Source organism: Bacillus sp. 01N45, from assembly GCF_056399205.1.
The window spans coordinates 63463-87435 of record NZ_JBFTQW010000001.1 but is presented as its reverse complement, the minus strand read 5'-3'; the positions used below and the strand labels follow the sequence as shown (position 1 = coordinate 87435).

At 36.5% G+C, this 23973-nt stretch carries 20 protein-coding genes; all 20 read left to right on the top strand.

The annotated features are described in order from the left end of the window. The first annotated feature begins 38 nt into the window (after positions 1 to 38). The 20 genes from yfmF to mutL all read left to right on the top strand — a co-directional run bounded on the left by yfmF (position 39) and on the right by mutL (position 23761). Positions 39 to 1313: an EF-P 5-aminopentanol modification-associated protein YfmF gene (yfmF, locus tag AC1DMU_RS00405; RefSeq protein WP_048545971.1), complete on the top strand. Its 1275-nt coding sequence runs from the start codon at positions 39 to 41 to the stop codon at positions 1311 to 1313. Continuing rightward, a complete protein-coding gene (gene yfmH, locus AC1DMU_RS00400) occupies positions 1314 to 2600 on the top strand; it encodes an EF-P 5-aminopentanol modification-associated protein YfmH (RefSeq protein ID WP_048545969.1) in 1287 nt (428 codons plus the stop codon). A 99-nt stretch (positions 2601 to 2699) separates the two neighbouring features. Further along, positions 2700 to 3413, top strand: coding sequence for an elongation factor P 5-aminopentanone reductase (gene ymfI, locus AC1DMU_RS00395; protein ID WP_088064276.1), 714 nt, complete (start codon positions 2700 to 2702; stop codon positions 3411 to 3413). A 75-nt stretch (positions 3414 to 3488) separates the two neighbouring features. Continuing rightward, positions 3489 to 3737 (top strand): DUF3243 domain-containing protein, encoded by a 249-nt coding sequence (locus tag AC1DMU_RS00390; protein ID WP_000114455.1) that lies wholly within the window; start codon positions 3489 to 3491, stop codon positions 3735 to 3737. A 139-nt stretch (positions 3738 to 3876) separates the two neighbouring features. Beyond that, positions 3877 to 4662 carry a DUF3388 domain-containing protein gene (locus tag AC1DMU_RS00385; protein WP_000574107.1) on the top strand — a complete coding sequence of 262 codons (786 nt, stop codon included), beginning with the start codon at positions 3877 to 3879 and terminating at the stop codon, positions 4660 to 4662. 21 nt (positions 4663 to 4683) lie between these two features. Next, a complete protein-coding gene (locus AC1DMU_RS00380; RefSeq protein WP_000137490.1) occupies positions 4684 to 5595 on the top strand; it encodes a helix-turn-helix domain-containing protein in 912 nt (303 codons plus the stop codon). Positions 5596 to 5658: 63 nt separating this feature from the next. Further along, entirely contained in the window at positions 5659 to 6237 is a 579-nt protein-coding gene (gene pgsA, locus AC1DMU_RS00375; protein ID WP_046956497.1) for a CDP-diacylglycerol--glycerol-3-phosphate 3-phosphatidyltransferase, read from the top strand. Between the two features lie 20 nt (positions 6238 to 6257). Continuing rightward, positions 6258 to 7496: a competence/damage-inducible protein CinA gene (cinA, locus tag AC1DMU_RS00370; RefSeq protein WP_046956498.1), complete on the top strand. Its 1239-nt coding sequence runs from the start codon at positions 6258 to 6260 to the stop codon at positions 7494 to 7496. A 142-nt stretch (positions 7497 to 7638) separates the two neighbouring features. Continuing rightward, positions 7639 to 8670 carry a recombinase RecA gene (recA, locus tag AC1DMU_RS00365; RefSeq protein ID WP_048545964.1) on the top strand — a complete coding sequence of 344 codons (1032 nt, stop codon included), beginning with the start codon at positions 7639 to 7641 and terminating at the stop codon, positions 8668 to 8670. A 481-nt stretch (positions 8671 to 9151) separates the two neighbouring features. Beyond that, positions 9152 to 10714, top strand: coding sequence for a ribonuclease Y (gene rny / locus AC1DMU_RS00360; protein WP_048545962.1), 1563 nt, complete (start codon positions 9152 to 9154; stop codon positions 10712 to 10714). Between the two features lie 154 nt (positions 10715 to 10868). Further along, positions 10869 to 11663 (top strand): TIGR00282 family metallophosphoesterase, encoded by a 795-nt coding sequence (locus AC1DMU_RS00355; RefSeq protein ID WP_088064274.1) that lies wholly within the window; start codon positions 10869 to 10871, stop codon positions 11661 to 11663. Between the two features lie 149 nt (positions 11664 to 11812). Then, positions 11813 to 12073: a stage V sporulation protein SpoVS gene (spoVS, locus tag AC1DMU_RS00350; protein WP_000404341.1), complete on the top strand. Its 261-nt coding sequence runs from the start codon at positions 11813 to 11815 to the stop codon at positions 12071 to 12073. A gap of 58 nt (positions 12074 to 12131) precedes the next feature. Then, positions 12132 to 13055 (top strand): dipeptidase, encoded by a 924-nt coding sequence (locus tag AC1DMU_RS00345; RefSeq protein ID WP_088064273.1) that lies wholly within the window; start codon positions 12132 to 12134, stop codon positions 13053 to 13055. Between the two features lie 227 nt (positions 13056 to 13282). Beyond that, complete coding sequence (locus tag AC1DMU_RS00340) at positions 13283 to 15040, top strand: 2-oxoacid:acceptor oxidoreductase subunit alpha (protein WP_048545957.1); 1758 nt, start codon at positions 13283 to 13285, stop codon at positions 15038 to 15040. Then, positions 15027 to 15893 carry a 2-oxoacid:ferredoxin oxidoreductase subunit beta gene (locus tag AC1DMU_RS00335; protein WP_000190158.1) on the top strand — a complete coding sequence of 289 codons (867 nt, stop codon included), beginning with the start codon at positions 15027 to 15029 and terminating at the stop codon, positions 15891 to 15893. The genes AC1DMU_RS00340 and AC1DMU_RS00335 overlap by 14 nt, the downstream gene beginning before the upstream one ends. A gap of 429 nt (positions 15894 to 16322) precedes the next feature. Continuing rightward, a complete protein-coding gene (miaB, locus tag AC1DMU_RS00330; RefSeq protein WP_087985036.1) occupies positions 16323 to 17852 on the top strand; it encodes a tRNA (N6-isopentenyl adenosine(37)-C2)-methylthiotransferase MiaB in 1530 nt (509 codons plus the stop codon). A 3-nt stretch (positions 17853 to 17855) separates the two neighbouring features. Then, the gene (locus AC1DMU_RS00325; protein ID WP_000649386.1) at positions 17856 to 18287 is read left to right on the top strand and encodes a YlbF/YmcA family competence regulator; all 432 of its coding nucleotides are present in this window, start codon (positions 17856 to 17858) and stop codon (positions 18285 to 18287) included. A gap of 125 nt (positions 18288 to 18412) precedes the next feature. Then, entirely contained in the window at positions 18413 to 18955 is a 543-nt protein-coding gene (gene cotE, locus AC1DMU_RS00320) for an outer spore coat protein CotE (RefSeq protein ID WP_001288802.1), read from the top strand. Between the two features lie 181 nt (positions 18956 to 19136). Then, on the top strand, positions 19137 to 21809 hold the full coding sequence (mutS, locus tag AC1DMU_RS00315; protein ID WP_076539630.1) for a DNA mismatch repair protein MutS: 2673 nt from the start codon (positions 19137 to 19139) through the stop codon (positions 21807 to 21809). A gap of 8 nt (positions 21810 to 21817) precedes the next feature. Next, positions 21818 to 23761 carry a DNA mismatch repair endonuclease MutL gene (mutL, locus tag AC1DMU_RS00310; RefSeq protein WP_088064272.1) on the top strand — a complete coding sequence of 648 codons (1944 nt, stop codon included), beginning with the start codon at positions 21818 to 21820 and terminating at the stop codon, positions 23759 to 23761. Positions 23762 to 23973: the final 212 nt, after the last annotated feature.

Sequence of the window (23973 nt, the reverse complement as noted above, 5' to 3'; positions counted from 1 at the left end):
AAGAGGAATATTCCTATATACGTAAAGGAGGGCTATAAATGAAACTAATGGAACAACAGTTACATGAGTTAGGTGGTTTGCGAGTACATATTATTCCGACTGATAAATATAAAACAAATACTTTTGTATTTCGTTTTAAAGCACCTTTAAATGAGGAGACGGTGACAGAGCGTGCCCTATTGCCATACGTATTGCAAAGTGCGACAGAAAAGCTTCCTTCTGTAATTCGTCTTCGTCAATATTTAGAAGAATTATACGGATCTTCTTTGGCAGTAGATGTAAGTAAAAAAGGAGAAGACCATATTATCTCTATTTATGTAGACATTGCAAATGAAGTATATTTACATGATGCACCACCGCTATTTGAAAAAGCGCTTTCTATGTTATCGGATATCGTTTTACATCCAGCAACAGAGGGGAATGGTTTTTTACCTTCTATCGTAGAAAGTGAAAAGAGAGCGCTCTTGCAACGAATTGAAGCTACGTACGATGATAAAATGCGCTATGCAAACGAGCGTTTAATTGAAGAAATGTGCAAAGTAGAACCGTATCGTTTAAGTGCACATGGGAAAAAAGAAATTGTTTCTTCTATTACAAATGAAAGTTTGTATCAATATTATCAAAAAGTGTTAGCAGAAGATGAAATGGATCTATACATTATTGGTGATATTTCAGAAAACGCAGTGGATCTTGTAAGTAAGTATTTTTCTATTTCAGCGCGTCCTGCGAGAGAAAGAAATGTACTTCTTCATAAGAGAAATAATGAAGAAAAAGAAGTTGTTGAAAAACAAGAATTAAAACAAAGTAAATTACACATTGGTTATCGTACGTTTATTACGTATAAAGACGAAGATTATTTTGCGCTACAATTGTTCAATGGATTGTTTGGAGGATTTTCTCATTCGAAGCTATTCGTTAACGTTCGTGAAAAAAATAGTTTAGCGTACTATGCGGCATCCCGCTTTGAAAGTCATAAAGGCTTATTGTTTGTCATGTCAGGGATCGAAGCGAAAAATTATGAAAAAGCTGTTGAGATTATTAAAGAACAAATGTTAGCGATGCAAAATGGTGATTTTTCTGAAGAAGAGATGCATCAAACGAAAAGTGTTATTCAAAATCAAATATTAGAGGCGATTGATACACCACGCGGATTTGTGGAGATGCTGTATCATGGTATTATTTCAGATCGTACGCGTCCGGTTGAAGAATGGCTTACAGGCATTGAAAGTGTGACGAAAGAAGAGATTGTGAAAGTTGCTAAAAATATTGAACTAGATACAATTTACTTTTTACAAGGAACGGAGGGAGAATAAATGGAGAAAATTGTTTATGAGCAATTAAAAGAGACACTCTATTATGAAAAACTTCCTAATGGATTAGATGTATATATTTTACCAAAGCAAGGATTTAATAAAACATTTGCAACGTTTACGACAAAATATGGTTCTATGGATAATACATTCGTACCACTAGGTAAAGAAGAAATGGTTCGTGTGCCTGATGGAATTGCTCATTTTCTTGAACATAAATTATTTGAAAAAGAAGATCACGATGCTTTCCAATTGTTTAGTAAACAAGGAGCATCAGCAAATGCTTTCACATCTTTCACAAGAACAGCTTACCTGTTTTCATGTACATCAAATGTAGAACAAAATTTAAATACATTGTTAAACTTCGTACAAGAGCCTTACTTCTCTGAAAAAACAGTTGAAAAAGAGAAGGGGATTATTGGGCAAGAAATTCAAATGTATCAAGATAATCCAGATTGGCGCTTATACTTTGGATTAATTGATAGCTTGTTTGTAAAGCACCCAATTAAAATTGATATTGCAGGGACAATCGAGTCTATTAGTAAAATTACGAAAGACTTATTATATGAATGTTATGAAACATTTTATCATCCGAGCAATATGTTATTGTTCGTTGTGGGGGCAATTGATCCAGAGAAAACAATGGATTTAGTACGTGAAAATCAAGCGAAAAAAGATTATAAAAACCAGCCAGAAATTGTACGTTCATTTGAAGAAGAACCAGATGAGGTAAATGAAAAGAAGAAAATTATTTCCATGCCTGTACAAACACCTAAATGTTTAGTTGGTATTAAAGCGACAAATTTAAAAGAAAAAGGGAAAGCCCTTTTAAAACAAGAAATTGCGCTTACGTTACTTTTAGATTATTTATTTGGGAAAAGCTCCGTTCATTACGAATCTTTATATAATGAAGGTCTTATTGATGATTCGTTCTCGTATGATTATACGGAAGAGAATAACTTCGGTTTTGCAATGGTTGGCGGCGATACGAAGCAACCTGATGAGCTGGAAGAGCGTTTGAAAAGCATTTTACTAAATACAAATTATGATCAATTAGATGAGGTGGCATTAGAACGAGTAAAGAAAAAGAAAATAGGTGGCTTTTTACGCTCGTTGAATTCGCCGGAATATATTGCAAATCAATTTACACGATATGCGTTTAATGAATCTAGTCTGTTTGAGGCATTGACTGTATTAGAAAGTTTAACTGTTCAAGATTTACAAGAAGTAGCCAAATTATTATTATCAGAAGAGAAAATGAGTGTTTGTCAAGTTTTACCGAAAAAATAAAAGATTTCATAATAATACCCTCATCTTATCATTGATAAATTGTAAGATGAGGGTATTATTTATAAGAGAAAGATTTTGTTGAGATAAGAGAGGAATTGTATGAAAAAGTATGCATTAGTAACTGGAGGAAGCGGAGGGATTGGCTCTGCTATTTCAAAACAATTAATTCAAGATGGATATACAGTATATGTTCATTATAATAACGGTGAAGAGAAAGTGAACGAATTGCAGAAAGAATGGGGTGAAGTGATTCCTGTTCAAGCGAATTTAGCTTCTACTGATGGGGCAGAGCAGTTGTGGGAACAAATTGAACATCCTCTTGATGCTATCGTATATGCAGCTGGGAAGAGTATCTTTGGACTCGTAACAGATGTAACGAACGATGAATTGAATTATATGGTAGAACTTCAAGTGAAGAGTATCTATAAATTATTATCAAGGGCGCTGCCATCTATGATTCAGCGGAGAAGTGGTAATATTGTACTTGTTTCTTCTATATGGGGCCAAATCGGCGCATCATGTGAAGTGCTTTACTCGATGGTAAAAGGTGCACAGAATTCATATGTGAAAGCTTTAGCGAAAGAAGTTTCATTAAGTGGATTAAGGGTTAACGCGGTGGCGCCAGGTGCAATTGAAACGGAAATGTTACAAGTATTTTCAGAAGAGGATAAGAATGAAATTGCTGAAGAGATCCCGTTAGGCAGGTTGGGGCTACCAGAAGAGGTAGCGAAAACAGTGTCATTCCTCGTATCACCAGGAGCATCTTACATAACTGGACAAATTATCGGAGTAAATGGTGGTTGGCATTGCTAAAAATTTCTTACATAAAAAATGAAAAACTGTACAAATTAAGCATGATTCTATTACTAAGTAGTGAGGTGCTTACACATGTCAGTTTTAGATAATTTTGATCAATGGAAGAGCTTTTTAGGAGAACGTTTAGAACAGGCATCAGGAAAAGGTCTTGATGGTGGTGCTGTATCAGATATGGCATTTCGTGTTGGAGATTATTTAGCAAATGAAGTAGAAGCGCGCAACGATCAAGAGAAATTATTGTCTGAGCTTTGGAAAGTTGCTGATGAACAAGAGCAACATACAATCGCAAACTTAATGGTGAAGTTTGTACAGCATAAGTAAAAAATAGAGAGGAGATTCTCCTCTCTATTTTTTTTGTATAATAATTGAACGGGATAGATTATACATTTAGCTTCCCTATTAAGGTGAAATCATATAATATAGTACGTAGGTGTAAAGTAAGCAAGGGGAGTGATCTTGGATGATTGAATGGTATTTTGAATATGAAATACATAAAAACCGACCTGGCTTGCTTGGTGACGTTTCTTCGTTAATCGGTATGCTCGGCATTAATATTGTCACAATTAATGGTGTAGATAATGCACGACGTGGATTACTCCTTATGTGTGATAATCAAGAGCAAATCTCTAGACTTGAATCAATTTTAAATACGATGGATAACATAACGGTAACGAAATATCGTCCGCCAAAGCTAAGAGATAAGCTAGCGGTTAGACATGGTAGGTACATACAACGAGATGCAGATGATAAGAAGACATTTCGATTTGTACGTGATGAATTAGGGTTACTTGTAGACTTTATGGCTGAAATAATGAAAAAAGAAGGTCATAAACTAATCGGGATACGAGGAATGCCTCGTGTCGGAAAAACAGAATCCATTGTTGCCGCAAGTGTTTGTGCAAATAAAAGATGGTTATTTGTATCATCTACTCTTATTAAGCAAACTGTTCGTAGTCAATTGATTGAAGATGAGTATAGCGACGACAATATTTTTATCTTAGATGGAATCGTGTCAACAAAGCGTGCTAACGAAAGGCATTGGCAGCTTGTTCGTGAAATTATGAGATTACCTGCAACGAAAGTTGTGGAACATCCTGACGTATTTGTGAGTCAGTCAGAATACACATTGGATGATTTTGATTATATTATCGAGTTGCGTAACGATTATGATGAAGAAATTCAATATAATTTAGTAGATGAAATTGAGCAAGGTACGCAAAATAATTTCTCTATGTTTGACTTTTAAAGAAATATTGAGGTGTTAGTAGTGACAGAATTAGGACAAAAGCTGAAAGAAGCAAGAGGAACGAAGGGCTTGTCTATGGATCAGCTGCATGAGATTACAAAAATTCAAAAACGCCATTTAGTAGCGATTGAGGAAGGCAATTATGATGTATTGCCCGGAGCTTTTTATGCGCGTGCATTCATTAAACAATACGCAGATGCGGTTGGGTTAAATGGAGAGGAACTGCTTGTAGAATATCAGAGTACGATACCACAATCTGAAAAACGCGACGTTCCACAAGTATCAACAGGACAGAAAACACAAGAAACAATGCAAAAATCTTCATCATGGCCAATTGCAGATCATATGCCGAAAGTTTTAGTTGCGCTATTAGTAATTGCATTTGGAGTGGTAATTTGGTTTGTTTTCCAAGCGTTAACTGGAAAAGGTGATGAGAAAGTTCCGAATGCTCAAAGTGAGAAAATTGAAGTTAAAAAAGCAGAAAACTCTCCGTTAGATACGAAGAAAGATGAAGTGAAAGCGGAAGAGCCGAAAAAAGAGGAACCAAAGAAAGAAGAGCCAAAGAAAGAGGAACAACCAGCACAACCAACGGGACAAGAAGAAGTAAAAGTAGTTGGTACAACTGGTAAAGTATCTACTTTGGAAATTCATAACAATAAAACATTAGAACTGGAAATATCGGGTAAAGGTGCGAGTTATGTAGATGTTAAAGATGATGCGGGGAATGTGATTCTAAACGCTACAGTACAAGAGGGCCAAATAGAAAAACGTGATGTATCAACATTAAAAGAAGTGCGACTTAATATTGGGAATGCAACGAATGTTGAAGTTAAACTGAATGGCCAAGTGGTCGCTTATCCATTGGATCCAGAAAAAGAACTTCACCAAAGATTGGTGATAAAAAACCAAGGGATAGGGCAACCTGCACAATAATAGTCATCGCCTCGATGACTTTTTTCAATGAACAAATGTTTTTGATATGATGGAGGAATAGCTGTGAATTTACCAAATAAAATTACAATATCTAGAATCTTCTTAATTCCAATTTTTATGGTAATTATGTTAGCGCCCTTTGATTGGGGTTCATACACAATTGGTGATGTTGATTTACCAATTCAACATTTAGTAGGGGCACTTATCTTTATTATTGCTTCGGCTACAGATTGGATTGATGGACATTACGCAAGAAAGTATAATCTTGTAACGAATTTAGGGAAGTTTCTTGACCCGTTAGCTGATAAATTACTTGTTTCAGCAGCGCTTATTACATTAGTTGAGATGCAATACGTACCTGCTTGGATCGTTATTGTAATTATCAGCCGTGAGTTTGCAGTAACTGGTTTACGCCTTGTACTTGCTGGAACAGGAGAAGTAGTGGCAGCAAATCAGTTAGGGAAAATTAAGACGTGGACACAAATTATTGCAATTGCGGCGTATTTATTACACGATGTACCTTTAAATTTAATCCATATCCCAGTTGCTGATATTTTCATATGGATTGCATTAATCTTTACTGTTATTTCAGGGTGGGATTATTTCTGGAAAAATAGAGCTGCTTTTGTAAACTCAAAATAGAAGTTTATGGGGGAATTGGGATGAATGCTGAAATTATTGCGGTTGGAACTGAATTATTACTTGGACAAATTGCAAATACAAATGCCCAGTTTTTATCTGAAAAGTTAGCTTCAATCGGAATTAATGTGTACTACCATACTGTAGTTGGAGATAATAACAAGCGATTACAGCAGGCGATTGAAGTTGCGGAAGAACGTGCTGACATACTTATTTTCACAGGTGGATTAGGCCCGACAAAAGATGATTTGACGAAAGAAACGATATCTTCTAGGTTGGGTGAAGAGCTTGTATATGATGAAAAGGCATTAGCATCGATAAGCGAGTACTTTAAGCGTACAGGTCGCGAGTTCACAGAGAATAATAAAAAGCAAGCGCTCGTTTTGAATGGAGCAACTGTATTTGCGAATGATCACGGCATGGCACCTGGTATGGGGCTAAATAAGAACAGGAAAGTTTATATTTTATTACCAGGACCACCGAAAGAGATGAAGCCGATGTATATAAGTTATGTAGAGCCTTTTTTACGTAACTTTACAACAGGAGAAAACATTTATTCTCGTGTGCTTCGCTTTTTCGGGATTGGGGAATCTCAATTAGAAGTGAAAGTTCAAGATTTAATTGATGGACAAACGAACCCGACAATCGCCCCCCTTGCGAATGATGGAGAAGTGACACTACGTTTAACTGCCAAACATCAAAATGCTGATGAAGCTGCGAAACGCATTCAGCATATGGAAGATTTGATTTTAGAAAGAGTAGGAAAATTTTTCTACGGGTATGATCAAGAGTTTCTGCATGATAAGGCGATAGAGTTATTGAAGAAAAAAGGATTAACTTTAGCGTGTGCAGAAAGTTTAACCGGTGGTCTCTTTGGCAATCAAGTAACAGAAAGTGCTGGTGTGTCTTCAGTATTTAAAGGCGGTATCATATGTTATCATAATGATGTGAAGCAACATGTTTTACATGTACCTGCGGAAGTGTTGTCTACTGATGGTGCAGTTAGTAAAGAATGTGCTCGTTATCTTGCTGAAAATGTTAAGGGCTTATTAAAAGCGGATATCGGAATTAGTTTCACTGGGGTAGCAGGACCGGATGCTTCAGAACATAAAGAGCCGGGAACAGTATTCGTTGGATTGGCGATTAAGGATGAACCAACTGTAGTCTTTCCTCTTATTTTAAGTGGAAGTCGTCAACAAATTAGGGAACGTTCGGTGAAATATGGATTTTATCATTTATATAAAAAGCTAGAAGAGATATAAGTTTCTTCTAGCTTTTTTTATGGTTAAACTCATTTTTATTTAATGGAAAATAAAAAAATCGAATAAATGTTCGATTTTGTTGGCAAATTGAATTGAAAATAGGTATAATAAGATTAGCAATTGAGTTAAGGAGGAATTTTGAATGAGTGATCGTCAAGCGGCGTTAGATATGGCGTTAAAACAAATAGAGAAGCAATTCGGTAAAGGTTCAATTATGAAATTAGGAGAACAAGCGGAGCGTAGAATTTCTACAATTTCAAGTGGTTCTTTAGCACTTGATGTGGCATTAGGGGTAGGCGGATACCCACGTGGCCGTATTATCGAAATTTATGGACCAGAAAGTTCAGGTAAAACAACAGTTTCATTACACGCAATCGCGGAAGTACAGCGTCAAGGTGGACAAGCAGCGTTTATTGATGCGGAGCATGCAATGGATCCTGTATATGCACAAAAATTAGGCGTTAACATAGATGAATTACTATTATCACAACCTGATACAGGGGAGCAAGGACTAGAAATCGCAGAAGCACTTGTACGAAGTGGCGCAGTTGATATTATCGTAATTGACTCTGTAGCAGCTCTTGTACCGAAAGCTGAGATTGAAGGAGACATGGGTGACTCACACGTAGGTCTACAAGCTCGTTTAATGTCTCAAGCACTTCGTAAGCTGTCAGGTGCAATCAATAAATCAAAAACAATCGCAATCTTTATTAACCAAATTCGTGAAAAAGTTGGGGTTATGTTCGGGAACCCAGAAACAACTCCAGGTGGTCGTGCGTTGAAATTCTATTCAACAGTTCGTCTTGAAGTGCGTCGTGCGGAGCAATTAAAGCAAGGTAACGACATCGTTGGTAATAAAACAAAAGTAAAAGTAGTTAAAAATAAAGTGGCACCACCATTCCGTGTTGCTGAAGTTGATATTATGTACGGAGAAGGTATTTCAAGAGAAGGTGAAATCTTAGATATGGCTTCTGAACTTGATATCGTTCAAAAGAGTGGTGCTTGGTACTCTTATAATGAAGAGCGTTTAGGGCAAGGTCGTGAAAATTCGAAGCAATTCTTAAAAGAGAATACGGATTTAAGAGAGGAAATTGCCTTCTTTGTTCGTGACCATCACGGAATTGGTGAAGACTCTGGCGCTGAAGAAACGGAAGATTCAAATCTTCAAGATTAAAAAATAAAAGACACGGTTCCGTGTCTTTTATTTTTAATTATTATGAAAGCGTTGTATATCGTTGGAGATAAAATATTTAATCTGCCTAAAAGGCTATGTATAAAGAGGGATATATGCATGTTTTGTATGCATAAACTGGAATTCACTAAGGTTTTCCAGGATAATATGCTGTCTTCTTTTTAAATTCATATATGAATTAGAGCTGAAGGTAAAGAAAGTAAAAGTAGACAACGCTTGACAATGAAAATTGCGATAGATACAATGAGAATGTATATTTTTTCTTATATACGAAACACTCTTCTCAAGAAGAGAAGTAATATTCGGAGTAAGACTTAAATCTTGCCGAAATAATAATATGACATTTTAATTGTGAAATGAAGAAAGTCCCTTAAAAAAGCGGGACGACGGTCTTTGCTGTATGTTGGTATTCAATGTACATGCCGACAGTCTTTTTTCATTCATAGCAAGGGGAGGTGAAATCATGAGTAGTACAGTTTGGATACTCATCTCCATTTTGCTTGCAACAGTCGGTGCAGTTGTTGGCTTTTTTGTTCGAAAGTCTATTGCTGAAGCGAAGATTAATGGTGCAGCTAACGAAGCGAAACGTATTCTAGACGAAGCGAATCGTGAGGCTGAAGCACTTAAGAAAGAAGCGCTTTTAGAAGCAAAGGATGAAATTCATACACTTCGTACAGAAGCTGAATTAGAAATTCGTGACCGTAGAAGCGAATTACAAAAACAAGAAAATCGTTTAATGCAAAAAGAAGAGAACCTTGATCGTAAAGACGAAACGCTCGATAAACGCGAGCGACAGTTAGAAAAGAAAGAGGAATCTCTTGTAGCGAGACAACAACAGATTGAAGAGTTGGAAAGCAAAGTGGGAGAGTTAGTTCAAAAGCAACAAACAGAATTAGAGCGCATTTCCAATCTGACACGCGAACAAGCGAAAGCAATTATTCTTGGTAAAGTAGAAAGTGAAGTTTCTCATGAAATTGCCGTAATGGTAAAAGAAAGTGAAGTTCGTGCGAAAGAAGAAGCGGATAAGAAAGCAAAAGAGATTTTATCTCTTGCAATGCAAAGATGTGCAGCTGATCATGTTGCTGAAACAACCGTTTCGGTTGTAAATCTTCCAAATGACGAAATGAAGGGACGTATTATCGGACGTGAAGGTCGAAATATTCGTACGTTAGAAACGTTAACAGGTATTGACCTAATTATCGATGATACACCAGAAGCGGTTATCCTTTCTGGATTCGACCCAATTCGTCGTGAAACAGCTCGTATCGCTCTTGATAAACTAGTACAGGACGGACGTATTCACCCAGCGCGTATTGAAGAGATGGTCGAAAAATCAAGACGTGAAGTGGACGAGTATATTCGCGAAGTCGGAGAGCAAACAACGTTTGAAGTGGGTGTTCACGGATTACATCCAGATTTAATTAAGATTTTAGGTCGTTTAAAATACCGTACAAGTTACGGACAAAACGTCTTAAAACACTCTATGGAAGTTGCATATTTAACTGGACTTATGGCAGCGGAGCTTGGTGAGGATGAAAAACTAGCAAGACGTGCTGGTCTATTACATGATATCGGTAAAGCAATTGATCATGAAGTAGAAGGTAGCCATGTTGAAATTGGTGTCGAACTCGCAACGAAGTATAAAGAGCATCCTGTAGTTATAAACAGTATTGCATCTCACCATGGGGACACAGAACCAACTTCTATCATTGCAGTTTTAGTTGCAGCAGCAGATGCATTATCAGCTGCAAGACCTGGAGCTCGTAGTGAAACACTTGAGAACTATATTCGTCGTCTTGAAAAGTTGGAAGAGATTTCAGAGTCTTATGAAGGCGTAGAAAAATCATTCGCAATTCAAGCAGGACGAGAAGTTCGTATTCTGGTAAAACCAGATACAATTGATGATTTAGAAGCTCATCGTTTAGCTCGTGATATTCGAAAACGTATTGAGAATGAACTGGATTACCCAGGACACATTAAAGTAACAGTTATTCGTGAAACACGTGCAGTGGAATACGCAAAATAAAGTGGTGAAACACCACTTTATTTTTTTGTGTTGGAATTGGTTAAAATAAAGGGAATTAGTATACAAGTGAAACAAACTTATAATAAATATATTGTAAGGAAATCACTTGAAGCTATAGTAATAAAAAATGTAGTACATAGGAAGGGTAAGACATATGAGAATATTATTTGTTGGGGATGTAGTAGGATCTCCTGGTAGAGGTATGATTCAACAATACGTACCGGCATTAAAGAAGAAATATACACCTACAGTAACCATTATTAATGGAGAAAATGCAGCAGGTGGACGTGGAATTACGGAAAAAATATATCGAAACTTTTTAGAATGCGGGGCACAAGCGGTTACACTTGGAAACCACGCTTGGGATAACCGTGAAGTATTTGAATTTATTGATGACGCAAAATATCTTGCAAGACCAGCTAACTTCCCAGAAGGAACTCCAGGAAAAGGACTTATCTTTGTGAACTGCAATGGAACAGAAGTGGCAGTTATTAACTTACAAGGACGTACATTCCTTCCTCCAATTGATTGTCCATTCCGTAAAGTGGATGAATTAATTAACATTGCAAAAAAACGTACGAATATTATCTTTATTGATTTTCATGCGGAAACTACGAGTGAAAAACAAGCGTTAGGTTGGTATGTAGATGGTCGTGCTACAGCAGTAGTGGGTACACATACACATGTTCCTACAGCAGATAATCGTATTTTACCAAGCGGAACTGCATATATCACAGATGTTGGTATGACAGGTCCTTACGATGGGATTTTAGGTATGGAACGAGAAGCGGTATTGAAGAAGTTTTTAACAAACTTACCAGTACGATTTGAAGTGACAAGTGGTAGAACACAATTAAGTGCAGTGCTAGTTGATGTGGATCCTAATACAGGAAAAGCTAAGAAAATCCAGCGTATCTTAATTAATGATGATCAGCCATTTTTTGAGTAATTTCTGGGTAAGATTTAGAAAAGTTATTATTTTTTAATTTTTTAGAAAAATTACAGAAATTTAGCAGGAATACGCGTCATTCCTCGTGAATATAAGTTAAAGTGAAATAATTGCTAATACTTTTTATAGAAACGAGGAGGAAACGCGGAATGGAAATATTAAAAGTTAAAGCAACGTCGGTCCCTAATTCTGTAGCTGGTGCACTTGCAGGTGTTATTCGCGAACGCGGAACAGCAGAAATTCAAGCCATTGGTGCAGGTGCATTGAACCAAGCGGTAAAGGCAGTAGCAATTGCAAGAGGATTTGTAGCGCCTAGTGGTTTAGACCTGATTTGTATCCCAGCGTTCACAGATATTATGATTGATGGGGAAGAGCGTACAGCAATAAAATTAATTGTAGAACCTCGTTAAGTTTAAACAACCTGTTTGCAGTATGCAAACAGGTTGTTTTTATAATGGAGGAATGAAAATGAAAATTTTTGATGCTCATTGTGATGTGCTTCTTCAGTTATGGAGTGCACAAGGGAAAAAGAATTTTAAACATGATCCGCAATTACATATTACATTTGAACAATTAAAGAGAAGAAAAGGAAGTATACAATGTTTTGCTATATATGTGCCAGAAACAGTGGCATATGAAAACCGATTTGAAGTAGCATTACAAATGGTAGATATTTTTTATAATGAAATTTTATCCCTACCAGGTGTGAAGTTTATTCAGACAAAAGATGATATTAACATGTTAAAACAGGACGAGATTGGAGCGATATTAACACTAGAAGGATGCGAAGCAATTGGAAGAGATGCAATGAAATTACGGTTGTTGTATCGCCTAGGAGTACGTTCTTTTGGACTAACATGGAATTATGCCAATCTATTAGCTGATGGTGCGCTAGAGACACGTGGGGCAGGTTTAACGACTTTCGGTAAAGAAGTTGTACAAGAACTTAATACGTTACATGCATGGACTGATGTGTCTCATCTAAATGAAAGAAGTTTTTGGGATGTTGTAGAAAGTGCAAAAAATCCTATTGCTTCCCACTCAAACTGTATGAAACTTTGTCAGCATCCACGTAATTTAAACGATGAACAACTTAAAGCTCTTATAAAGCGAAATGGCATGATAGGTGTCACTTTTGTACCGCAGTTTCTAACAAATGAAAAACAAGTGAATATAGCAGATATAGTAAGACATATCGAATATATTTGTTCATTAGGTGGAGAGAACAATATAGGATTTGGTTCAGATTTTGATGGGATTTTAGAAACGGTTGTAAATGTATCAGCGTATCGAGATTATGAAAATGTAATGAATGAGCTTTGTAAACACTATGCTGCATCTACTGTAGAGCGATTTTTATATGATAATTTTGTTGAACATATAAGTTTTTGAGATTTTCGTTTTAAAAATCCAGAAAAATTAGAATTAATTCATTTGATATTATTGCTTTTTTTAAGACCTAATACTAGAATGAAAAACAAAATAGCTTTATACTAAAGATTCAGGGAAATCAGAAGAGGCATAATTTGCGTCCGTTGTAGTTTATTTGTATAAAAAATGCTAAACTATTACTGTAAAAAAATACACTACAATGAATGCAGCCAAAAGGGGTGTAGGAGATGATTAGTCAACTTTCATGGAAAGTTGGAGGCCAACAAGGTGAAGGAATTGAAAGTACAGGAGAAATCTTCTGTATTGCATTAAACCGATTAGGATATTACCTATACGGTTACCGCCACTTCTCATCACGTATTAAAGGCGGCCATACAAATAATAAAATTCGCGTAAGTACAACAGAAGTACGCGCGATCTCAGATGATTTAGATATTCTAATTGCTTTTGATCAAGAAACAATTGATTTTAACTTCCACGAACTACGTCCAGGTGGAATTGTAGTTGCGGATGCGAAGTTTAATCCAACAATACCTGATAATACAGATGTAAATCTATATGTGATACCGTTTACAGATATTGCTTCAGAATTAGGCACATCATTAATGAAAAACATGGTTGCTGTTGGGGCATCAAGTGCGGTATTAGGATTAGATGAAACAGCTTATTTAAATGTTGTTGAAGAAATCTTTGGTCGTAAAGGAGAGCAAGTTGTTCAAAAGAATATGGACGCAATTAAGCGCGGCTCTCAATATATGAAAGAATTGCTAGGTGAGAAAGTAAACATGATGCAGCTTGAAAAAGCTGATGGTAAGAAACGCATGTTTATGATTGGAAACGATGCAATCGCATTTGGAGCGGTAGCTGGTGGTGCTCGCTTTATGTCTGCATATCCAATTACACCTGCATCTGAAATTATGGAATACTTAATTAAAAAATTGCCAAAAGTTGGCGGGACAGTAATCCAAACTGAGGATGAAATCGCAGCTTGTACAATGGCAATCGGTGCAAATTATGCTGGTGTTCGTACATTAACTGCATCTGCTGGTCCGGGTCTATCTTTAATGATGGAAGCGATTGGTTTAGCAGGTATTACAGAAACACCATTAGTAATTGTTGATACACAACGTGGTGGTCCAAGTACAGGATTACCAACGAAACAAGAGCAGTCTGATTTAATGGCGATGATTTACGGTACGCACGGTGAGATTCCAAAAATCGTAATGGCGCCAAGTACAGTTGAAGAAGCTTTCTATGATATTGTAGAAGCATTTAACCTAGCTGAAGAATATCAAGTTCCTGTTATTTTCTTAACAGATTTACAGCTTTCTTTAGGAAAACAAACGGTAGAACCGCTTACGTTAGATAAAGTGGAAATCCGTCGCGGTAAGCTTGATTTAGAAGCGGAATTACCAGAACGTGAAAATAAAGCATACTTCAAGCGTTATGAAGTAACAGAAGATGGCGTTTCACCACGTGTTTTACCTGGTATGAAAAATGGTGTTCACCATGTTACAGGTGTAGAACATGATGAAACTGGTAAACCATCTGAATCAGCAATAAACCGTAAAGATCAAATGGACAAACGTTTCCGTAAAATGGAGAACTTGAAGTTTAACACCCCTGTCTATAAAAATGTTAAGCATAAAGAAGCGGACGTATTGCTTGTTGGGTTTAACTCAACTCGTGGTGCAATCGAAGAGGCGATGGAGCGCTTAGAACAAGAGGGTATGAAAGTAAACCATGCTCATGTACGTTTAGTTCACCCGTTCCCAACAGCTGAAATCGATCCACTTGTGAAAAATGCGAAGCGTGTTGTAGTGGTAGAAAACAACGCAACAGGTCAGCTTGCTAACATTATGAAAATGAATCTTGGTAACGGTGAGAAAATTTCTAGTCTTTTAAAATATGATGGGAATCCATTCTTGCCGAAAGAGATTTACAACGAATGCAAAAAAGGGGTTGTATTAAATGGCAACATTTAAGGACTTTCGTAACAGCGTAAAACCAAACTGGTGCCCAGGTTGCGGAGACTTCTCGGTGCAAGCTGCAATTCAACGTGCGGCAGCTAACGTTGGTTTAAATCCAGATGAACTTGCTGTTATCTCCGGTATCGGCTGTTCAGGTCGTATTTCAGGTTATATTAATTCATATGGTGTGCATAGTATTCATGGTCGTGCCCTTCCAATTGCACAAGGTGTGAAAATGGCAAATCGTGATTTAACAGTTATCGCATCAGGTGGTGACGGTGATGGATTTGCGATTGGTATGGGACATACAATCCATTCTATTCGTCGTAACATCGACATTACGTACATCGTAATGGATAACCAAATTTACGGATTAACAAAAGGGCAAACTTCACCGCGTAGTGAAGCTGGATTTAAAACGAAAAGCACACCACAAGGTTCAATTGAACCGTCACTAAATGTTATGGAAATGGCTTTAACAGCTGGTGCTACATTTGTGGCGCAAAGCTTTTCAAGTGATTTAAAAGAACTAACACAAATTATTGAAGCTGGTATTAACCATAAAGGATTTTCATTAATTAACGTATACAGCCCATGTGTTACTTACAATAAAGTAAATACTTACGATTGGTTTAAAGAGAATTTAACAAAACTAAGTACAGTAGAGGGATATGATCCATCTAATCGCATGATGGCTATGCAAACGTTAATGGAAAATAACGGATTAGTAACAGGTTTAATATATCAAAATACAGCGCAACCTTCATACCAAGAACTTGTAAAAGGCTATAGTGAGAAGCCTTTAGTGCAAGCTGATTTAAATATGGATCAGAAAATGTTTGATGAACTCGTAGCTGAATTTATGTAATGCAAGAAGAGGAGGTTGCCATTTGGTAACCTTTTTTTATGAGTAAAAAATATAGGATAGTCTTATTTACTTAGAAAATTCAGAATGGTAAAATAATATATAAATCGTTGTATGAAAATGGCGAGTTCATTGCTGATGAAATGTAAGATCAGACAGAGCCTCTTTCTTGTTAAAATTGGCGCAACGCTTCATACTATGGTAATGTTTATAGGGATAAAGCAATATGCTTTTGGATAGGACAAAAAGAAGTATGAAAAGGGAATGTCTATTTGTGTGGGGAAGACTTCATTCTTATGAATGATTAGATTGATTACTCAAGTTTCAAAGGACAAGTTATCTCTCAAGCTATCTAACCATTTTTGAGGTGAGTCAAAGCGCATTAAAATGGACTATAGAGTGTGTATAGTTAAGGGTGAAAGGAGATTACCAATGAACGAGCAACAACGATTAGCAAGTCGACAAGCAAATTCCTCTACGAAAAAAGAAGAGAAAGATTATAGTAAATACTTTGAAAGTGTATACCAACCACCTTCCTTAAAAGACGCGAAAAAACGAGGAAAAGAAGAAGTTAAAATTGAACGGGATTTTGGCTTATCTGAAGAATTTCGCAATTTTGGTACAGGAAGAAAGTTCTATATTCGTACATATGGTTGTCAAATGAATGAGCATGATACGGAAGTAATGGCGGGTATTTTCACCGCACTTGGATATGAGCCAACCTTTTCAACTGAAGATGCAGATGTAGTTTTATTAAATACTTGTGCAATTCGTGAAAATGCTGAAAATAAAGTTTTCGGTGAACTAGGTCATTTAAAGTCATTAAAAAGAAGAAATCCGGACCTTTTAATTGGTGTATGTGGTTGTATGTCTCAAGAAGAATCTGTTGTAAATAAAATTATGCAAAAAAATCAGCATGTAGATATGGTGTTTGGAACGCATAATATTCATAGATTGCCGTATATTCTTAAAGATGCGATGTTCTCGAAGGAGACGGTAGTTGAAGTTTGGTCAAAAGAAGGGGATGTAATTGAAAACCTTCCGAAAGTACGCCGTGGTGATATTAAAGCTTGGGTAAATATTATGTATGGCTGTGATAAGTTCTGTACATATTGTATCGTGCCGTATACACGTGGAAAAGAGCGAAGCAGACGTCCAGAAGACATTATCCAAGAAATTCGTCATTTAGCTGCGAATGGTTATAAAGAAATTACATTACTTGGCCAGAACGTAAATGCATATGGTAAAGACTTTGAAGATTTTGAATACGGTCTTGGCGATTTAATGGACGAACTCCGTAAAGTTGATATTGCCCGTATTCGTTTTACAACGAGCCATCCACGTGATTTCGATGATCACTTAATTGAAGTGCTTGGAAAAGGTGGAAACTTAGTAGAACATATTCACTTACCAGTTCAATCTGGAAGCACAGATATGTTAAAAATTATGGCGCGCAAATATTCACGTGAGCATTATTTAGAACTTGTAAGAAAAATTAAAGAAGCAATTCCAAATGCAGTATTCACAACTGATATTATCGTTGGTTTCCCGAATGAAACAGATGAGCAATTTGAAGAAACGATGTCGTTATATCGTGAAGTAGGATTTGATACTGCCTTTACCTTTATTTATTCTCCGCGCGAAGGTACACCAGCTGCAAAAATGAAAGATAATGTACCGATGGAAGTGAAAAAAGAACGTCTTCAACGCTTAAATACACTAGTAAATACGTTGGCGATTGAAAAGAATAATCGTTACAAAGGTCAAATTGTAGAAGTGTTAGTTGATGGGGAAAGTAAAAATAATCCAGAAGTACTCGCAGGTTATACTCGTACGAATAAACTTGTAAACTTCGTCGCTTCAAAATCTTTAATTGGTCAGCTTGTGAAAGTAAAAGTAACGGAAGCAAAAACTTGGTCTCTTAACGGGGAATTAGTTGAAGAGCCGATTGAGGTGGAATAATAGATGAAAGCATATTCGAAAGATGAAATTGTTGAACAAGCGAAAGAATTAGCAAAAATGATTTCTGAAACAGAAGAAGTTGATTTCTTTAAGAAAGCAGAGGCGCAAATTCATAAAAATGAAAATGTAAAGCGCGCAATTGATGAAATTAAAGCACTGCAAAAACAAGCAGTAAACTTGCAGCATTACGGGAAATGGGAAGCTTTGAAAAAAGTAGAAGCTGACATTGATGCATTGCAAGATAAGTTGGATAGTATCCCAGTTGTGCAAGAATTTAAATCTTCACAAACATATGTAAATGACTTACTGCAGCTAGTTGCAAGTACGATTTCTAACAACGTAACAGATGAAATATTAATTTCAACTAATGGCGATGTATTGAAGGGTGAAACGGGCGCAGCGGTAGAAAGTAAAAAAGGAAATTGTGGTTGTTAAAGAGATGTCGAATTGACATCTCTTTTTTTAATGGGTTAAACGTAAGTTCTTCTCGAAAAAAGAATGACACATTCCGCTATTGTCACGCATATGATTAAGTGAATAGTGATTGAGGAGGGTTACGAATGTCCGAATTTAGAGAGATTATTACAAAAGCAGTGGTTGGAAAAGGACGTAAGTATACAAAGTCAACGCATACATGTGAATCGAATAATGAGCCAACAAGTATTTTAGGGTGCTGGGTAATTAACCACTCGTACGAAGCAAGAAAGAATGGAAAGCATGTGGAAATTGAAGGTTTCTATGATGTGAACACTTGGTATTCATTTGATGGTAATACAAAGACAGAAGTTGTAACAGAACGTGTGAACTACACTGATGAAGTGAGTATTGGGTATCGTGATAAAAACTTTTCTGGTGATGATTTAGAAATTATTGCTCGTGTCATTCAGCCACCAAATTGTTTAGAAGCTCTTGTATCACCAAATGGTAATAAAATTGTTGTAACTGTAGAACGTGAATTTGTAACAGAAGTAGTTGGGGAAACGAAAATTTGTGTAAGTGTAAATCCTGAAGGCTGCGTAGAATCAGACGAGGATTTCCAAGTCGATGATGATGAGTTTGAAGAATTAGATCCGAACTTTATCGTCGATGCAGAAGAAGAGTAATAGAAAGCTAGGGAGAAGTTCTTCCTAGCTTTTTACTTTACATAAGTGATGCTTGAATGAACATGATTCCTTATGAAATGTGCTATAATGAGGAAAGACTCCTGAAATAGGAGATATGGATGTCCGTGAAGTGTGACATATATGAAAATTGATTACTATGTAAGAATTATGGAGGAAAAGTATGACTCAATATACCCCTATGATACAGCAATATTTAAAGGTTAAGGCAGACTATCAAGATGCCTTTTTATTTTTCCGATTAGGTGATTTTTATGAAATGTTCTTTGAAGATGCGGTTAAAGCAGCTCATGAACTTGAAATTACATTAACGAGCCGAGATGGTGGTAGTAGTGATCGTATACCGATGTGCGGTGTACCACATCATGCAGCTAAAAATTATATTGAACAACTTGTTGAAAAAGGATATAAAGTAGCTGTTTGTGAGCAAGTGGAAGATCCAAAAACAGCTAAAGGTGTAGTACGCCGTGAAGTAGTACAACTAATTACGCCAGGAACGATGATGGAAGGGCGTACTATTGATGAGAAAGAAAATAACTTCTTAGCAGCATTAACACATTTTGAAGATGGATCGTATGCTTTAGCTTGTAATGATTTAACGACTGGACAAAATACAGTAACGTTGTTAACAGGTTCAGTAGAAGATATTTTATTAGAAGTGTATGCAACTGGTTCAAAAGAAATTGTTGTAGATTCTACATTTTCAAAAGATGAATTAAATAAATTAACTGCAACATTAAAAATGACGATTTCGTATGAAGATGCAACAACGATTCCGGAAGGGTTAGAACATCTTGTGAAAAACGTTTCGCAAGCAAAGTTAATTAAAGCAGTTGGACGTTTATTTAACTATGTAATAAGAACGCAAAAACGTTCGTTAGACCATTTACAACCAGTGGAAATTTATTATACGAATCAATTTATGAAAATTGATGTGCATTCAAAGCGAAATTTAGAGCTGACAGAAACACTCCGAACGAAAGAAAAAACAGGATCATTATTATGGCTATTAGATAAAACGAAAACAGCTATGGGGGGTCGTATGTTAAAACAGTGGATGGAACGTCCGCTGATCCAAAAAGAAAAAGTAGAAGAGCGTTTAGAAATGGTTGAAACATTTGTAAATGATTACTTCTTACGTGAAGATTTAAAAGAAAAATTAAAAGAAGTATATGATTTAGAACGTTTAGCAGGGAAAGTTGCATTTGGTAATGTGAATGCACGGGACTTATTACAGTTAAGACGATCTTTACTTCAAGTACCGGCTATTTTAGAAGCGATTAGTTTGTTAGATAATGCTTATGCAGCAAGGTTAATTCAAGGTGCGGATCCATGTGAGAGCTTAACTGAATTACTAGGAAGAAGTATTCAAGAAAACCCACCGCTTTCTATTAAAGATGGAGATATTATTAAAGACGGTTATAATGACAAGCTTGATCAATATCGTTACGTTAGTAAAAACGGGAAAACGTGGATCGCTGAGCTTGAAAAACGAGAGCGTGATATTACAGGAGTTAAATCGTTAAAAATCGGGTACAACCGTATTTTCGGCTACTACATTGAAGTGACGAAGGCGAATCTTGCAGCGCTTCCAGAAGGCCGCTATGAGCGTAAACAAACGCTTGCTAATGCGGAACGTTTCATTACAGATGAATTGAAAGAAAAAGAAACATTAATCTTAGAAGCAGAAGAGAAAATTGTACAATTAGAATATGATTTATTTACAGCGCTTCGTGAAGAAGTAAAAGTATTTATTCCGAAATTACAACATTTAGCGAAAGTAATTAGTGAATTAGACGTACTGCAAAGTTTCGCGACAGTTAGTGAAGAAGAACAGTTTGTAAAACCTGTTTTAACAACTAAGCGCGAAATCTTTATTAAAGATGGTCGTCATCCTGTCGTTGAAAAAGTATTGAACGGGAAATTGTATGTACCGAATGATTGTATTATGCCGGAGAAGATGGATGTCTTTTTAATTACAGGACCGAACATGTCTGGTAAAAGTACGTATATGAGACAATTAGCACTTGTAACTGTTATGTCACAGATTGGTTGTTTCGTGCCAGCAACAGAAGCGGTATTACCTGTATTCGATCAAATCTTTACGAGAATTGGTGCAGCGGATGATTTAATTTCGGGTCAAAGTACATTTATGGTCGAAATGTTAGAAGCAAAAAATGCAATTGCAAATGCATCAGAAAGAAGTTTAATTTTATTCGATGAAATTGGACGCGGTACATCTACGTATGATGGTATGGCACTTGCACAAGCAATTATTGAACATATTCATGACCAAATTGGTGCGAAAACGTTATTCTCTACGCATTATCATGAATTGACGGTGCTAGAAGAAAGTTTAGGACAATTGAAGAATGTACACGTTTCAGCTATTGAAGAGAATGGAAAAGTAGTATTCCTTCATAAAATCCAAGATGGAGCAGCTGATAAAAGTTACGGAATTCACGTTGCGCAACTTGCGGAGCTTCCAGATAGCTTAATCGCTCGTGCGAAAGAAGTGTTAGCGCAACTAGAAGGACAAGAAGAAATTATTATTCCAAAGCGTACAGAAGTGAAAGTACAAGAAGTGGCTCCAGAACCAGCTGTTGTAAAAGAAGAACCAGCAGAAATACAAGAGACGAAAGTAGAGACTGAGGAAGAATCGCAATTATCATTCTTTGGTGGAGAACAGTCTTCGAAAAAACAAGACAAGTCAGTTCTAGATGCAAAAGAAACGGCAGTACTTGCGCAAATTAAAAAAATTGATTTACTTGATATGACACCTTTAGAGGCGATGAACGAACTGTATCGCTTGCAGAAAAAGTTAAAGAAAGGATGAGTAAGTAGATGGGGAAAATTCGCAAACTCGATGATCAACTCTCTAACTTAATTGCGGCAGGGGAAGTAGTAGAGCGCCCTGCCTCAGTCGTAAAAGAACTTGTGGAAAATTCTATCGATGCGAATAGTACATCTATTGAAATCCACTTAGAAGAAGCTGGTTTATCAAAAATTCGCATCATTGATAATGGGGATGGCATTGCAGAAGAAGATTGTATCGTCGCTTTTGAACGACATGCGACGAGCAAAATTAAAGATGAAAACGACCTGTTTCGCATTAGAACACTCGGTTTCCGCGGTGAGGCATTGCCGAGTATTGCCTCAGTTAGTGAATTAGAATTAATCACTAGCACAGGTGATGCGCCTGGTACACACCTTATGATTAAAGGTGGAGACATTATAAAGCAGGAGAAAACAGCGAGCCGAAAAGGAACAGATATTACAGTACAAAACTTATTCTTTAATACACCAGCGCGTCTTAAATATATGAAAACCATTCATACAGAGCTTGGGAATATTACAGATATCGTGTATCGTATTGCAATGTCACATCCAGAAGTATCATTAAAGCTGTTTCATAATGAAAAGAAATTGCTTCATACATCAGGAAATGGTGATGTAAGACAAGTACTTGCATCAATTTATAGCATTCAAGTTGCGAAGAAGCTTGTTCCAATTGAAGCTGAATCTTTAGATTTTACAATTAAAGGCTATGTCACATTACCAGAAGTAACGAGAGCATCTCGAAATTATATGTCAACGATCGTAAATGGTCGTTACGTTCGAAATTTCGTATTAATGAAAGCCATTCAGCAAGGATACCATACATTACTGCCAGTCGGACGATATCCAATCGGCTTCTTATCGATTGAAATGGATCCAATGCTTGTTGACGTTAACGTACATCCATCGAAATTAGAAGTTCGTTTTAGTAAAGAACAAGAATTACTAAAGCTTATCGAAGAAACATTGCAATCGGCATTCAAAAAAATACAGCTCATTCCAGATGCAGGTGTAACAACGAAGAAAAAAGAAAAAGATGAAAGTGTGCAAGAACAGTTCCAGTTTGAGCATGCGAAGCCGAAAGAGCCATCTATGCCAGACATTGTTTTACCGACTGGCATGGATGAAAAACAAGAAGAACAACTGGCTGTGAAACAGCCAGCACAACTGTGGCAACCGCCGAAACAAGAATGGCAACCACCACAGTCGCTCGTAAGGGAAGAACAAAGTTGGCAGCCATCTACTAAACCGATAATGGAAGAACCAATTCAAAAAGAGAAATCGTGGAACAGTAACGATGAAGACTTTGAATTAGAGGAATTGGAAGAAGAAGTTCAGGAAATAGAAGAGATTGAAATGAACGGTAATGACTTACCACCGCTTTATCCAATTGGACAAATGCACGGAACATATATTTTCGCTCAAAATGATAAAGGCTTATATATGATTGACCAACATGCCGCGCAGGAACGTATTAATTATGAATACTTCCGGGATAAGGTAGGAAGGGTAGCGCAAGAAGTACAAGAACTACTTGTACCATACCGTATTGACCTATCTCTTACTGAATTTTTACGTGTCGAAGAGCAACTAGAAGAACTGAAAAAAGTTGGACTATTCTTGGAGCAATTCGGCCATCAATCCTTTATCGTCCGCTCGCATCCAACGTGGTTCCCAAAAGGTCAAGAAACAGAAATTATCGACGAAATGATGGAACAAGTTGTCAAACTAAAAAAAGTGGATATTAAAAAGTTACGTGAAGAAGCAGCCATCATGATGAGCTGTAAAGCATCCATTAAAGCAAATCAATATTTAACGAACGATCAAATATTTGCTTTACTGGAAGAACTACGTACAACAACAAACCCATATACATGCCCGCACGGAAGACCGATTCTTGTGCATCATTCTACTTATGAGTTGGAGAAGATGTTTAAGAGGGTTATGTAGGGATACTGTTCATAGAGAAAAAATGGTTTCTTGTTATTTTAATAAAATATAGAGTGAAATAAAAAGGAGCGATAGTAATAAGTCGCTCCTTTTTAATATAATTCTTTTCCAACTATATTTTTAAAAAACATTTATAAACTAGAGATAACCAGATAAGCTCAACCTATTTGTACTTTATATGTGTTTTCTCAATTTTTTTGTAAGGAAAGAGG

Excerpts from the sequence above, each read along its gene's own strand:
- yfmF (WP_048545971.1), top strand. The coding sequence starts at position 39 with ATGAAACTAATGGAACAACAGTTACATGAGTTAGGTGGTTTGCGAGTA.
- yfmH (WP_048545969.1), top strand. The coding sequence starts at position 1,314 with ATGGAGAAAATTGTTTATGAGCAATTAAAAGAGACACTCTATTATGAA.
- ymfI (WP_088064276.1), top strand. The coding sequence starts at position 2,700 with ATGAAAAAGTATGCATTAGTAACTGGAGGAAGCGGAGGGATTGGCTCT.
- AC1DMU_RS00390 (WP_000114455.1), top strand. The coding sequence starts at position 3,489 with ATGTCAGTTTTAGATAATTTTGATCAATGGAAGAGCTTTTTAGGAGAA.
- AC1DMU_RS00385 (WP_000574107.1), top strand. The coding sequence starts at position 3,877 with ATGATTGAATGGTATTTTGAATATGAAATACATAAAAACCGACCTGGC.
- cinA (WP_046956498.1), top strand. The coding sequence starts at position 6,258 with ATGAATGCTGAAATTATTGCGGTTGGAACTGAATTATTACTTGGACAA.
- recA (WP_048545964.1), top strand. The coding sequence starts at position 7,639 with ATGAGTGATCGTCAAGCGGCGTTAGATATGGCGTTAAAACAAATAGAG.
- rny (WP_048545962.1), top strand. The coding sequence starts at position 9,152 with ATGAGTAGTACAGTTTGGATACTCATCTCCATTTTGCTTGCAACAGTC.
- AC1DMU_RS00355 (WP_088064274.1), top strand. The coding sequence starts at position 10,869 with ATGAGAATATTATTTGTTGGGGATGTAGTAGGATCTCCTGGTAGAGGT.
- spoVS (WP_000404341.1), top strand. The coding sequence starts at position 11,813 with ATGGAAATATTAAAAGTTAAAGCAACGTCGGTCCCTAATTCTGTAGCT.
- AC1DMU_RS00345 (WP_088064273.1), top strand. The coding sequence starts at position 12,132 with ATGAAAATTTTTGATGCTCATTGTGATGTGCTTCTTCAGTTATGGAGT.
- AC1DMU_RS00340 (WP_048545957.1), top strand. The coding sequence starts at position 13,283 with ATGATTAGTCAACTTTCATGGAAAGTTGGAGGCCAACAAGGTGAAGGA.
- AC1DMU_RS00335 (WP_000190158.1), top strand. The coding sequence starts at position 15,027 with ATGGCAACATTTAAGGACTTTCGTAACAGCGTAAAACCAAACTGGTGC.
- miaB (WP_087985036.1), top strand. The coding sequence starts at position 16,323 with ATGAACGAGCAACAACGATTAGCAAGTCGACAAGCAAATTCCTCTACG.
- AC1DMU_RS00325 (WP_000649386.1), top strand. The coding sequence starts at position 17,856 with ATGAAAGCATATTCGAAAGATGAAATTGTTGAACAAGCGAAAGAATTA.
- cotE (WP_001288802.1), top strand. The coding sequence starts at position 18,413 with ATGTCCGAATTTAGAGAGATTATTACAAAAGCAGTGGTTGGAAAAGGA.
- mutS (WP_076539630.1), top strand. The coding sequence starts at position 19,137 with ATGACTCAATATACCCCTATGATACAGCAATATTTAAAGGTTAAGGCA.
- mutL (WP_088064272.1), top strand. The coding sequence starts at position 21,818 with ATGGGGAAAATTCGCAAACTCGATGATCAACTCTCTAACTTAATTGCG.